This is a genomic window from Corynebacterium sp. ES2794-CONJ1, assembly GCF_025660615.1.
Taxonomy (GTDB): Bacteria; Actinomycetota; Actinomycetes; order Mycobacteriales; family Mycobacteriaceae; genus Corynebacterium.
In genome coordinates, this window is record NZ_JAOTIM010000007.1 from 21,071 (window position 1) to 34,539 (window position 13,469).

Here is a 13,469-nt window from a genome sequence, read left to right on the forward strand (position 1 = left end):
ATCTACTCGCTAGGACTTGAGCAGGTCAGCGACAGCGTCGCGTTCTTCTTGCAGCTCCTTGGCATTGGCAGCAATGCGCTCTTTTTGGAACTCGGACAGCTCGAGATCCTGCACAATCTCCCACTGTCCATTGTGGGAGATTGTGGGGAAACCGTAGATAATGCCCTCGGGCACACCATAGGAGCCATCGGATGGAATTGCGGCGGTAGCCCAACCCTTGGAGCCGTTAATCCAATCGTGCATATGGTCGATGGCGGATGATGCAGCAGAGGCGGCTGAGGATTTGCCGCGAACCTCGATGATCTCAGCGCCGCGCTTAGCTACTCGTGGGATGAACTGGTCAACGTACCACTCGTGGTCGATGAGATCGGTGAGCTTCTTATCTCCCATGGTGGCATAGGTGATATCCGGGAACTGAGTAGCGGAGTGGTTACCCCACACAACGACCTTTTCGAGTTCGGTCTTATCGCAGTCGAGCTTCTCAGCAAGCTGAGAAATAGCGCGGTTATGGTCGAGGCGCATCATGGCATTGAAGCGGTCATTGGGGACATCAGGGGCGGCATGCATAGCGATGAGCGCATTGGTATTGGCGGGGTTACCCACGACCAGAACGCGAATATCATCGGCAGCATGGTCGTTAATGGCCTTGCCCTGTGGTCCAAATATCTTGCCGTTGGCAGCGAGCAAATCAGCGCGCTCTTCTCCGGCACCACGTGGCTTAGCACCAACCAGGAAGGCTGCGCTGACGCCGTCGAAGGCCACGTCGGCTTTATCAGTGACAGTCACTTTCTTCAGTAGGGGGAAGGCTGAGTCGTTGAGCTCCATAGCTACGCCCTCAGCGGCACCGACTGCCTGTGGGATCTCCAGAAGGTTCAGCTCAATAGGGGTGTTGGGGCCGTAGACATCGCCGTTGGCAATGCGCCACAGAAGCGAATAGGAAATTTGGCCTGCTCCACCAGTAACGGCGATCTTCTTAGTCTGATGACTCATGGATACTCCTTGGGAAAATAGTTAAAGACTGGTTGATCTACCTGTCTTAGGCAATAAGGCGTCGGCGCATAGTTGGCGCGCACATGACAACTTTCAGCCTAATAGTGTGGTGAGGGAAAAACTAGAAGAAGCCCCGAATGCCAGCTATTGCCGCTAAGAGATTGCTCACACCCCATTGTCAATAAAACATGCTATCTGAGAAACGAAGAACTATTTCCCAAAAATTTCTTAACTACCGGCCGAAAAGTTGAAAATCACCCCCGAAAGACGTCCTATAATAGGACGCAACGGTTCCCATAAGTACAAAAGAAGACTCATCAGCTAAATTACATTTAGGGCAGAAGCCTAGTTTTTACGGTGATCTCTTTCGCGATCGCTTCGACGATCGCATCGACTTATGTCACCGCATTATCAGGGATAATCCACGATTATTGCGCTTCTCTCTGACTATCATCTATATCCCATTCAACCCAAGGAGATCCGGAGTGTCCAAGGACAAGGCCATCACTCATCCCTCGGAGCCCCAGGCGGCCTCAGATTCTTCCGTCTCCGAAGCTACACCTGAACTCGTTCTCGATATCGCTCTAAAGAAATTCTCCGAACTGGGGTTTACCGATACGAAACTCGAAGCTATTGCTAAAGAATCTGGCATGTCCAAGCGCATGATCCACTATCACTTCGGCGATAAAAAGGGGCTCTACCACCGCAGCCTCGCCCTCTGCATCCACTACCTCCGACCTCCCGTTGAGGAGCTCGAGTTAGATTCTCAGGTGCCAGTCGACGGCGTTCGCAAGGTGGTAGAAGCAGTATTTACTCGCTTCTGTCAGCACCCGGAGGCAATTCGCCTTCTGTGCCTGGAAAATATCATGCACTACCTCCATATCCATGAACTCCCCCCACTCATGGACCAATCAGCGATCACTCTCCAATTGGACAAACTCCTGATGCTCGGTCAGGACGCCGGAGCATTCCGCCCCGGTATCTCAGCCCAGGACGTATTTACGCTCATTTCTTCGCTCGCCGTTTTCCGCGTGATCACCCATGAGACCACCATTAATCTGTATAACGTGGATCTGCTCAACGAAGCTAATACTCAAGGAATGGCGCGCATGGCCGCTGACAGCGTGTTGGCCTTCCTCACCTCACATCTCAAAACCCCAGAGCAAACCTCTTATTTAAGCTCCAGTGCCAATTTGGAGACCGGCGAGGTATTGGATTTTCCTCACTATGACACTGGGAGCGAAAACTACAACTTCGGATCTGATCTCTTTTAGGCGATGAACTGATAGGGATCGGCGTTGACGATCTTCGGTGAGCCCTCTTTGCGGGCCGCCTCTGCTGTGATCACAACTTGAGAGATATCTGAGGAGTCGGGAATTTCAAACATAGTTTCCCCGAGGATCTCCTCCATGATGGCGCGCAGGCCACGAGCTCCGGTTTTACGCTCTAGAGCCTGCTCAGCCACAACTTCTAAGGCTTCCGGCTCAAATTCAAGATTGACACCATCCATCTCGAAGAGACGACGGTACTGATTAACTAAAGCATTGCGCGGCTTGGTAAGGATATCTACCAATGATTGCTTATCAAGGTGATCGACCCAAGCCACGATGGGCAAGCGGCCAATAAATTCTGGGATGAGGCCGAATTTAACCAGATCTTCTGGCTGAACCTGGCGCAGAATATCAGAGTTCTCCCGTTCCTCCCGGCTCTTAATATCAGCGCCGAAGCCTAGGCTGCGCTTAGATACTCGTTCCTCAATGACCTTGTCGAGGCCGGCAAAAGCACCTGCCACGATAAAGAGAATCTTCGACGTATCCATGTGAATAAGTTCATGATTGGGGTGCTTGCGTCCACCTTGGGGCGGAATGGCAGCCACCGTTCCTTCGAGAATTTTTAGCAATGCCTGCTGGACGCCTTCACCGGACACATCCCTGGTGATTGAGGGGTTTTCGGATTTGCGTGAAATCTTATCAATCTCGTCAACGTAGATGATTCCGCGTTGAGCCCGCTCCACATCGAAATCAGCCGCTTGCAGTAATTTCAGCAAAATATTCTCAACGTCTTCGCCCACGTAGCCAGCCTCTGTCAGGCTTGTGGCATCGGCGATAGCAAAGGGCACATCGAGTTTGCGCGCCAGGGTTTGCGCCAAATATGTCTTACCGGATCCGGTGGGGCCAAGCAGGAGAATATTCGACTTCTCGAGCTCCGTCTCTTCTTCAGCCTTGCGCGAAGACAGCGAGCGGGTTTCCTCTGCTTTGATTCGCTTGTAGTGGTTATACACTGCCACACTCAATGTGCGCTTGGCAGCGGTTTGTCCAATCACAAATTCGTCGAGGAAGGCAGAGATTTGCGAGGGCTTAGGTAGACTGGAATCCTTTTCCTCGCTCTCATGGCCGGATCCTAGCTCCTCCTCCATGATTTCATTACACAGCTCCACACATTCATCACAAATGAATACGCCACCGCCAGCAATGAGTTTTCTCACTTGCTTTTGGCTCTTTCCACAGAAAGAGCACTTGAGGAGGTCAGAGCTACTGTGCTTGTGCGTTGTCATAAGAGATAAAGATTTCGCTTTCACATCGTTGAAGGGTGCTCTACTTACTTTAGTCGATGCTACCTGGATGAGGCAGCATCGAAACAACCCGCCACGGGAATATCCACGTGGCGGGCTGGCTCTAGCAAGAGTCTACGGATTGAGCTTGCGATAGTCGAAGACTTCATCAATAAGACCATAATCCTTGGCCTCTGCTGCGGTGAGAATTTTATCTCGGTCTGTATCGATGCGAATCTGTTCCGGTGTGCGTCCGGTGTGACGGGCTAGCGTCTGCTCCATTTGGGTTCGAATGCGCTCGATCTCGGCAGCCTGAATTTCCAAATCAGAAACTTGGCCGCGTGAGCCCTCGGTAGCGGGCTGGTGAATGAGGATACGGGCATTTGGTAGGGCTGCACGCTTACCTGGGGCGCCGGCACCGAGTAGTACCGCGGCTGCGGATGCTGCCTGGCCGAGGCACACGGTCCGCACATCGGGTCGGATATACTGCATGGTGTCATAAATGGCCATCAGCGAGGTAAAAGAACCGCCGGGCGAATTGATGTACATGGTGATATCTCGGTCCGGATCCATACCTTCAAGGACGAGGAGCTGCGCCATAATATCATTAGCTGAAGTATCGTCCACCTGCGAGCCCAGGAAGATAATGCGTTCCTCGAACAGTTTGGCATAGGGGTTGGTTTCTTTTGTCCCATAGGCCGACTGCTCCACGAAGCTGGGAAGCACGTAACGGGCGGAAGGCATCTCGAGGCCGTGTTTCATAGAATTCATTTCTCCAATTTCCTTTTACGGTGTGCTTCTAGTTAGCAATCGGGCCCTGTGCCAGAGTGATGACGTGGTCCACGAGGCCGTACTCTTTAGCCTCTGTGGCAGTAAACCAACGGTCACGATCCGAGTCCTTGGTGATTTGCTCAAAGGACTGGCCCGTGTGCTCAGCAATCAGTTCTGCCATTTCGCGCTTAGTTTGGGCGAACTGTTCGGCTTGAATAGCGATATCAGCAGCGGTACCACCAACACCTGCCGATGGCTGGTGCATCATGATACGCGCATGGGGCAGCGCATAGCGCTTGCCTGGGGTTCCACCGGACAGCAGGAATTGACCCATCGAAGCTGCAAGCCCCATGCCATAGGTTGCGATATCACACGGCGAATATTTCATGGTGTCATAGATGGCCATACCCGCAGTGACGGAGCCACCAGGGGAGTTGATATAGAGCGAAATATCGCGCGTGGGATCTTCTGCGGAGAGCAGCAGAATTTGCGCACAGAGCTTATTGGCAATCTCGTCGTTCACCTCGGTACCGAGGAAAATAATCCGCTCGCGTAAGAGACGCTCGAATACGGAATCGCCTAAATTTAAACCCGGCTGGGCGGACATCGTCGTTAACTGCTCGCTCATGATTAAACTCCTTGTATCGTGAAATTTCTCTAGTTTCTTCCACCTTACCGCCCAAGAAGGGTAATACACCTCCTTGTTCGCTATAAGCGGATAGCTAAGGAAAAAGCCCAGAAGATTTCCCAGCTACTGGTAATGGGAAATCTTCCGGGCTATGGGGAGAGCTTTAGTTTTCTTCTTCCTTGGGCTCGTCCTCGAGACCAAAGTAGTCTTCGGGGTTAATGCTGGCGCCGGAGTCGTCGGTGACGGTGACACGACAGATAGCAGCCGCAAGGGCCTTACCGCGTTTGACGTCAGCAAAGAGCGCTCCGATCTGGCCAGCCTGCTGTAAGGACTGCACGAACTGGTTCGGGTCCATGCCATAGGCCTGCGCAGTGAACAGAATATGATCGGTGAGCTCGGACTGGGATACTTCAGGATTTTCTTGCTCGGCCAACACGTCTAGGAAGAGCTGGTTGCGAACATTCTTCTCGGCGTTCTCATGAGCCTCTGCCTTGAACTGCTCCAGGGAAGAACCTTGTGACTTGAGGTATTCATCGATAACAGCCTCGTTGGAAGCAGCTTCTCCGAAGGTACCGCGCAGAGCGTTCTCGGCTTGCTCCTTAACCAAGGACTCAGGCAATGGGAACTCTGACTGCTTGAGTGCTGCTTCTAAGACAGCGTCGCGGATGGCGGAGGCTTGCTCTGCCTTCAGGCGATCGTCTACCTGGGAAGCGGTTGATTCGCGCAACTCATCGACCGTGTCAAATTCGGAGGCTTCTTGCACGAACTCGTCATTGAGTTCAGGCAGCTTGCGCTCCTTGGTCTGTACGACAGTCACCTTCACGGTGGCCTCTTGGTCTTTATACTCGGCGATATTGAGTGTTGTGGTGAACTCGGCTTCTTCGCCGGTCTTCAGTCCGCGCAGAGCGGTATCGAGGCCGTCGATGAGATCGCCTTGGCCTACCTGGTAGGTGAGGTCATCAGCCTTGGACTCCTCGATCTCCTTACCGTCAACGCTAGCTACCAGGTTGATGATCGCGAAGTCGTTGGTCTTGAGCTTGCGTCGGGTATCGCTAAGCTCGCCGAAGCGCTCGCGCAAACGATCAATTTCCGCCTCCACAGCCTCTTCGGCTGCGTTATCGCTCAATGCTGGTACTTCAACAGACATAGCGGAGAAGTCTGGGAGGGAGATCTCTGGGCGGATATCAACCTCAGCAGTGAACTCGATGAGTTCGCCGTCTTCCATCTTGGTAACGTCTACGTCGGGTTGACCGATAACAGCCAGATCATTGTCTGCTACAGCTTGCTGGTAGCGTACGGGCAGCATATCGTTGATGACCTGCTCCAAAACTGGGCCGCGTCCAAAGCGAGCGTCGATAAGCTTGCGTGGCGCCTTGCCTTTACGGAAACCGGGAATATTCACCTGAGCGGCCAGAGCCTTATAAGCTTTGTCGATCTCGTTGTTTAGTTCCTCGAACGGAACCTCGACAGTCAGCTTGACTCGGGTATCGTTCAGCTTTTCGACGGAACTCTTCACGAGCGATCTCTCCTGTTATATATAGATTATATGGGCATATTGACTATAAACCCCCGAGGTGCATTTCGTTAAATATGCTCCTCGGGGGTTATGGTCGGGACGACAGGATTTGAACCTGCGACCCCCTGTACCCAAAACAGGTGCGCTACCAAGCTGCGCCACGTCCCGATTGCCTAAACAGACAAGCCGCTTTGAGCGACGTAAAGAATTGTGCCACGGATTAGATTAAAAACCAAAACCGCTGTTCATCGTGCACTTTAGTTTTGATCCACTTCTCCACAGTTTCTGGAGTGGTTTGAAGATTTTAGACTTGAGAATTGCATGTCGTGCCGCGCCGTACTTTCCGCCTCCACGACTCGCACCTAAATACACAGATAGGGATAAGCCGCAGACGGTGATATTTGGCCGCTGATACACTAACCACCCTGTGGATAGTCCCTCTCGACCTGACAACCTCGACGACACTGCAGGCGTTGACGCGGGCTATTTCCTCATAGCCCAAGAGGGTTGCGCAAAGAAAAAAGCCGACTACTAAGACGGTGGTCTACTTGTAGGCGGCTTAAGTTATGGAGGGAATGACGGGAATCGAACCCGCGTCACCAGTTTGGAAGACTGGGGTAATAGCCACTATACGACATTCCCATATTCTGCTATATACTTGCTGCGCTTCTGTGCAACACAGAAATAGCCTAAACGACAGCGGAAAATTTTGCAAAATTCGAGGACGCAGCACGCGCGACAAGACCGAGTAAAGGTGGGCGACCCACGACCGGCCACATCCACCCTTCCCAGTATCCGCCGAGTTAACGCCCACGCGCACACGTAGGCGCATATAAAGGCGTTTTACATCACAGGCGTGCACTGCTCATTGCCGCTACTACCGCTGCAAAATCACTAAAAAGACCACTCGATGCTGAATATATCTCGCTGAGCTGGGAAGTAAATAATAAATTAGTAAAGTATTATTATTTTTGACCTTGATGGATTATTATTTATTCCTATGAAGCCAACCATCATTGACGCTGATACGGGTCGCGAACTCTGGACCGCAATCGAGTGCGCCCAGTTTTCTGGTACCGCCAGGGGCACCTTCACAAGCTATGCCGGTCGCGGTCGCGCACCCAAACCAGTGACTAAGCACCACGGCCTCACGCTCTGGGACTCTGAGGAGATCAGGCAGTGGACCGATCAACGACAATCGGCGAAGCCCTCTAAGGATAGCGTTTCTTAGGACGAACCTATAATTGATCCGATCCCCGAACGGTGCTACTGGGCGCGTTTGGGGAACTTTTTTATCTGTTAAACGTTCTTCTTATTAATAGACGATTTTCACACCAATCCAAGGAATTATTTGTGTTATTCGCCATTCTCTTAGGCTTCATAATTGCTCTCATCGTTGTCCTCCTACGCAGCAATAGCGCTAGCACAAAACTGAGTGCTACCAACTTTTCCGACGCCATCGCAGAAGCTCGGCACTGGAATGAGCGTCTGGGCTCCCAGATACTGACCCTATCTGGTACCGATAAGGCTTCCACCCAAGCACTTGCAGATGCCTCCGAGCGCCACACTGCCTCTAGCGCTCAAATTCAATCCGCCCAAACTCCCAGACAGGCAGCATTAGCTCGCGAGGCCGCCCTCGAGGGTCTGTACTATATACAAGCTGCTCGAGAGATCATGGAACTACCGGCTGGACCCGCGCTCCCATTGCTCGAAGGGCAACAAAAGGCCGGTCGCGTGACCGAGGAGCGTACCATTACCTTTGAGGGGCAGGCTATTACCGCCTCCCCACGCCCGACGCACCGCACCCCCAATTACTATCCAGGTGGTGTGGTGGCTGGGCGCCCGGTTCCCGCCGGCTGGTACTCCACCGCATGGTGGGCGGGTGCACTACACACGGGCATGTGGGCCGTGGGCTCGGCTGTCCTCTTCTCGTCCATGTTTGGGGGAATGGCAGGCGCCGACGCTGCCGCCTACGACGGCGGCCACGATATTGGTGGCGATACTGTAGGTAACGGCGATATTCTCCCCGACGATGGCGATGGCGATGGCGGATTTTTCGACGGAGATATGGGCGGCGGATTTTTCGACGGCGGCGGATTCGATTTTTAATAAAAACCTCGAAGAACTACTCTTCGAGGTTTTTTATTATGCTCCTGGCACTTCTGGGTAATGCCCGGTTGCTTCAAATTCGCTCAGGATATCAATACGGCGCTGATGTCGGGGCTCCTCGCTCCATGATTGGGCTAGGAAAGCATCTACGATGGCTAGAACCTCTTGTTCACTATGCATCCGGCCGCCGATGCCAATGAGTTGCGCATTATTATGCTCGCGGGCAAGCTTAGCCGTCTCCACACTCCACGCTAAAGCACAGCGCGCACCCGGTACCTTATTAGCAGCAATTTGCTCCCCATTTCCAGACCCCCCAAGGACAATGCCGAGGGAACCTGGATCATCCACCACAGCCTTAGCCGCAGCGAGACAAAAGGCAGGGTAATCGTCTAGGGCATCATATTCGAAGGCGCCACAGTCGACGACGTCGTGCCCATTATTCTTAAGATGGTCAATGATGAGTGTTTTCATAGCGAAACCAGCATGGTCTGCTCCGAGATAAATACGCATATCGATGAGTCTAACCTCTTCGTTCATCAAAATCGGGGAACTCTGTCCGCGAGCGCTTCAGTTCGAAAAAGTGGGGGTAATTCGCTAACGCCATTGCACCGTCGAAAACCCTGCCAGCTTCCTCCCCGTGTGGAATTCGCGTCAACACTGGCCCAAAGAATGCAGTCTCGCCCAACTTGATTACCGGGGTCCCTACATCATTGCCCACCTCATCCATCGCCGACTGATGGTAGGCGCGCAATTTCTCATCAGCCTTGGTGGAATGGGCAATATCGGCGAGAGATATATCTAAGCCAACGTCTTCCAAGGCTTTGACAATGAGCTCATCGTAGGCACCGTCACCTTCCTTAGCACCCTCACCTCCTGGGTGGATCAGTGTGCCGAGTGCCGTATAAAGGGCATCGACTTTCTCAGGTTGAGTATCCGCAACCTGTGCAAAAACGCGCGCAGGACCCCAATTGGCCTCCATTTTGCGCATATATGCGGGGTCGAGATCGCGGCCCTCATTGAGAACCGAGAGCGACATAGGAATCCAGGTCACCTCGATATCTCGAACCTTTTCCACTTCCTTGATCCATCGCGAGGTGATCCAGCAGAAGGGGCACGAGACATCGAACCAAAAACTTAGCAATTGAGTAGACATAGGGGACCTTTCTGATCCTTGTATTTTCTGTATTTTCAATATTTTCTTGGTATATCACCACTCTAGTGACCTTTTGCCTCAGGCGAGCGATGACCGTCGAGTCTTTGCACCCCGCCTAGAGGAGAATAGAATGACTACTAATAATCAGCCACGTGGAAGGAATCATGTCCTCTATCAATCTCACTCAAGTAGAAGCAGCTCAACGCTCACGAATGCTGCATATTAAGCACTATGATTTCCACATCGATATCACTGGTGATACCCACTTCCCCGCCACCACCACTGTTGATTTCGAGGTCAAAGAGGAAGGATCCACCTTCATCGATCTGGTTGCAACCGAGGTGTCCAGCGTAACGTTGGATGGGGAGGATATCACTCGCCAAGCTGTGCGCAATGATAACGTGTACGACGCTACCAACGGGCTCTCCCTCGATAATCTCTCGGTGGGCAGCCATCAGCTCACAGTGGTATCCACCATGGAGTTTTCCCATACCGGTCAAGGTCTGCACCGCTTTGTTGATCCCGTTGACGAGGAAGTATATTTCTATACCCAGTTTGAGCCAGCCGATGCCAAGCGCGTCTTCGCGTGTTTCGATCAACCCGATCTAAAAGCCACCTATTCCATCCATGTCACGGCCCCAGCGCACTGGAAGGTGATCACCAATGCACCGCAAGTCATGAGTGAAGCGGATAAGGGCGTAGCAACCTTCTCCTCCGAGATTGATTACCCGCTGTCTACCTACCTCGTCGCCATATGCTCTGGTGATTATCATATGGCCTCCGATCTCTGGCACGGCACTCTCACCCACCACCCAGAGACACCTGCTGCTGAGCACACCGAGTTAGAGATACCGTTGGCCATCTACTGCCGGAAATCTTTAAGTGATCACCTGGACGCCGACGCTATCTTCCTCGAGACCAAGCAAGGCTTCGACTTCTACCATGAGAATTTTGGGATGGCGTACCCCTTCGGCAAATACGACCAGCTTTTTGTCCCCGAATTCAACGCGGGAGCCATGGAGAATGCCGGAGCTGTCACATTCCGCGACGAGTATATTTTCACCTCGAAGAATACACGAACCGCCTACGAACGACGTTGCGAAACTATTCTGCATGAGATGGCTCATATGTGGTTTGGGGATTTGGTTACTATGCGGTGGTGGGACGACCTCTGGCTCAACGAGTCCTTTGCTACCTGGGCCGCGTGCGTGTCCCAGTCGGAAGCCACCCAATACGATACCGCGTGGGTCACCTTTGCCACCGACACCAAGGCCTGGGCCTATAAGCAGGATATGCTGCCGTCAACCCACCCTATATCCACCGATGCCAGCGATATGGAAACCGCCGAACAGAATTTTGACGGCATAACTTATGCCAAGGGCGCATCCGTCCTCAAGCAGCTCCAAGCCTACGTAGGCCGTGAGGCGTTCTTCGCTGGAGTACGCCAACACTTTGCCAATCATGCCTTCGGTAATGCTACTTTCGCTGATCTTTTACACGCTCTTAGTGCCAGTTCCGGACGCGATCTCTCTGATTGGGCCGCGCAGTGGCTCAAAACTACCGGAATTAATGAACTGCGCGCGGATTTTAGTGTCCAGGATAATCGCTATACCTCTTTCGCCCTTACCCAGTCCGGGGCGCACCCAGGGGCCGGCGAATATCGTACACACCGCGTTGCCATTGGCTTCTATTCGTTGATCGACGGGCAGGTAGTACGCACCGATCGTCTCGAGGTCGATATCGACAGCGAGCGCGTCGAACTCGACCAATTAATAGGCCACCAAGCTGCCGATCTCGTCCTCGTTAACGACGACGATCTCACCTACTGTCTCATGAAGCTCGATGCGGACTCTCGAGACTTTGCTGCCAAAAATATCGACCGAATTGCAGATCCCATGGCACGCACCCTTATCTGGTCGGCGTGCTGGGAAATGGTACGAGCAGGCGACATGCGCGCCCGCGACTTTGTCGACCTGGTGATCACCGGCGCTCCCATTGAAACGGAAATCTCGGTCCTCCAGCGCGTTCTCGGCCAAGCCACCCAGGCACTCGAAGTCTATGCCGATCCACAGTGGGTTAAGGACACCGGTGCACAGCGTTTCAGCAATGCACTGATCGACGCCGCTGCTGCCGCTGAAGCGGGATCTGATACCCAACTCGCCTTCGTTCAAGAGCTGTGCGCCAACCCCTTAGACGATAGGGGGCGGGCTCTCATGCGCAGCATCGTCGACGGTGAACCAGAACTAAATGGGCTCGTAGCCGATCACCAACTCCAGTGGCGCGCCTTGCGTGCGCTTGTTGCGGCGGGTGCAGTGGCAGATCTGGAGGCAGAGATCCTTTCCCTGAGCACCATTGATCCCTCGGCGACGGGCAAACTATATGCGCATTTAGTGCGGGCATCTGAAAATACAGCCACTAATAAAGCTGCAGTTTTTACTGAAATCACCGAAGAGGGCCACCGGCTGAGTAATACCACCCTGCGCTATAAAATGGCCGGACTCACGGGTCTTGCCCGCCCAGAACTGCTCCAGCAACTCAATGACCGATACTTCGAAAAGGTGCCATGGTTATGGGATAACCTCACCTCCGAGGTGGCCCAGGGTGTGCTCGCAGGTCTGTATCCCGCGTGGGATATCAGCCCCGAAGGGGTCAAGCGCACCCAGAACTTCCTCGACTCACATACGATCAGTGCCGGTATCCGGCGTATTCTTACCGAGCAGCAGGCTCTGGTGGAGCGCGCCATAAGAAATCGCGCTGTCGATGCCGCCTAGCTCGTACTCCCCCGTCGCTGCTCTTATTAAGAAGCGGCGGGGAATATTTACTACTATGGCGTAAATCATGGACACAATTTCTCAATTTATAGCCGATCACCCGGTGATCTGGCACTGGCTCGTCAATGCTCCCCTCAAGATCATATTGACCTTGGTGGCAGCTGTTGCTCTCCACGCTGGACTACGCTTTGCCATCCAAAAAGCTGCGAAAGTACACTTAAGCCGCTCGACGAGACCGCAGCACGAATACGCTGCGCTCACCAAAGCTCTTAGCTCCCTGGAAGTCACGAAGCAGGCTCAGCGTGAGTCACGGATCCGCACTCTCAGTTCCGTCGCACGAAGCGCAGTGAGTATTGTCGTGTGGACATGGGCGGCTCTTTCGATTTTAGGGATCCTCGGGGTTAATGTGGCCCCGCTTATTGCCTCTGCAGGCATCGCGGGTGTTGCCTTAGGTTTTGGCGCCCAAACATTGGTGAAGGATTTTATTTCCGGTATCTTCATGCTCATTGAGGACCAGTATGGGGTGGGCGATTTTATCGATGCTGGTGAAGTAATCGGAACAGTCGAGGCGGTATCTTTACGCCTTACTACCGTGCGCGATGTCAAAGGTACACTGTGGTTTATCCGTAACGGTGAAATTCAGAGAATAGGTAATTACAGCCAAGATTATTCCATCGCTCACCTCACAGCGCCGATAAGCTACCGCGCCGATATCGAGCGTGCTATGGAGATCTTCGCGGCTACCACCCTCGAGGCCATCGAGTCCGAGAAATTAAAGGGTTTCATTTTGGATAAGCCGCTTATCGATGGTGTCAACGAAATTGGTGCGGATTATATCCAGTTACGCATCCGGGTACGCACCCTCCCCGATAAGCAGTGGACCGTCGAACGCTATATTCACCAACGTGTACTCAATAATCTAAGGTCCGCCAATATTGCCCTACCCTACCGTCACTTCTATCAGATCGAAGATGAATAAT

General features: G+C 52.9%; 12 protein-coding genes and 2 tRNA genes. 5 read left to right on the top strand and 9 right to left on the bottom strand.

What is annotated here, in order from left to right; translation table 11 throughout:
* Nucleotides 1–9: 9 nt before the first annotated feature.
* Complete coding sequence (locus N7326_RS08650) at nt 10–990, bottom strand: malate dehydrogenase (RefSeq protein WP_259158759.1); 981 nt, start codon at nt 988–990, stop codon at nt 10–12.
* A gap of 503 nt (nt 991–1,493) precedes the next feature.
* On the opposite strand from N7326_RS08650, the gene N7326_RS08655 reads away from it, so the two are divergent.
* On the top strand, nt 1,494–2,264 hold the full coding sequence (locus N7326_RS08655) for a TetR family transcriptional regulator (RefSeq protein ID WP_259080262.1): 771 nt from the start codon (nt 1,494–1,496) through the stop codon (nt 2,262–2,264).
* On the opposite strand, the gene clpX is transcribed toward N7326_RS08655, so the two are convergent.
* From clpX to N7326_RS08685, 6 genes are all read right to left on the bottom strand, one after another.
* Nucleotides 2,261–3,544 carry an ATP-dependent Clp protease ATP-binding subunit ClpX gene (gene clpX, locus N7326_RS08660; protein ID WP_259080225.1) on the bottom strand — a complete coding sequence of 428 codons (1,284 nt, stop codon included), beginning with the start codon at nt 3,542–3,544 and terminating at the stop codon, nt 2,261–2,263. The genes N7326_RS08655 and clpX overlap by 4 nt on opposite strands.
* Nucleotides 3,545–3,676: 132 nt before the next feature.
* Nucleotides 3,677–4,303 (bottom strand): ATP-dependent Clp protease proteolytic subunit, encoded by a 627-nt coding sequence (locus N7326_RS08665; protein WP_259080261.1) that lies wholly within the window; start codon nt 4,301–4,303, stop codon nt 3,677–3,679.
* Nucleotides 4,304–4,340: 37 nt separating this feature from the next.
* Nucleotides 4,341–4,940 (bottom strand): ATP-dependent Clp protease proteolytic subunit, encoded by a 600-nt coding sequence (locus tag N7326_RS08670; protein WP_259080223.1) that lies wholly within the window; start codon nt 4,938–4,940, stop codon nt 4,341–4,343.
* Between the two features lie 163 nt (nt 4,941–5,103).
* Complete coding sequence (gene tig / locus N7326_RS08675; RefSeq protein WP_263088493.1) at nt 5,104–6,456, bottom strand: trigger factor; 1,353 nt, start codon at nt 6,454–6,456, stop codon at nt 5,104–5,106.
* Nucleotides 6,457–6,547: 91 nt separating this feature from the next.
* Nucleotides 6,548–6,624: transfer RNA gene (locus tag N7326_RS08680), tRNA-Pro, on the bottom strand.
* Between the two features lie 399 nt (nt 6,625–7,023).
* Nucleotides 7,024–7,098, bottom strand: a tRNA-Gly gene (locus N7326_RS08685).
* 358 nt (nt 7,099–7,456) lie between these two features.
* Between N7326_RS08685 and N7326_RS08690 the strand changes: the two genes are divergently transcribed.
* Both N7326_RS08690 and N7326_RS08695 read left to right on the top strand, forming a co-directional pair.
* The gene (locus N7326_RS08690; RefSeq protein WP_259080218.1) at nt 7,457–7,687 is read left to right on the top strand and encodes a helix-turn-helix transcriptional regulator; all 231 of its coding nucleotides are present in this window, start codon (nt 7,457–7,459) and stop codon (nt 7,685–7,687) included.
* A gap of 161 nt (nt 7,688–7,848) precedes the next feature.
* Nucleotides 7,849–8,565, top strand: a complete 717-nt coding sequence (locus N7326_RS08695) for a DUF1542 domain-containing protein (RefSeq protein ID WP_411512298.1) — start codon at nt 7,849–7,851, stop codon at nt 8,563–8,565.
* A gap of 36 nt (nt 8,566–8,601) precedes the next feature.
* Here N7326_RS08695 and N7326_RS08700 read toward each other — a convergent pair whose 3' ends face one another.
* Together N7326_RS08700 and N7326_RS08705 are read right to left on the bottom strand one after the other, a co-directional pair.
* Nucleotides 8,602–9,075 (bottom strand): ribose-5-phosphate isomerase, encoded by a 474-nt coding sequence (locus N7326_RS08700; protein ID WP_259080216.1) that lies wholly within the window; start codon nt 9,073–9,075, stop codon nt 8,602–8,604.
* 10 nt (nt 9,076–9,085) lie between these two features.
* Complete coding sequence (locus tag N7326_RS08705; protein ID WP_259289632.1) at nt 9,086–9,718, bottom strand: DsbA family protein; 633 nt, start codon at nt 9,716–9,718, stop codon at nt 9,086–9,088.
* 164 nt (nt 9,719–9,882) lie between these two features.
* Between N7326_RS08705 and pepN the strand changes: the two genes are divergently transcribed.
* On the top strand, nt 9,883–12,489 hold the full coding sequence (gene pepN, locus N7326_RS08710; protein WP_263088497.1) for an aminopeptidase N: 2,607 nt from the start codon (nt 9,883–9,885) through the stop codon (nt 12,487–12,489).
* A 67-nt stretch (nt 12,490–12,556) separates the two neighbouring features.
* Entirely contained in the window at nt 12,557–13,468 is a 912-nt protein-coding gene (locus tag N7326_RS08715) for a mechanosensitive ion channel family protein (RefSeq protein WP_259080209.1), read from the top strand.
* Nucleotide 13,469: the final 1 nt, after the last annotated feature.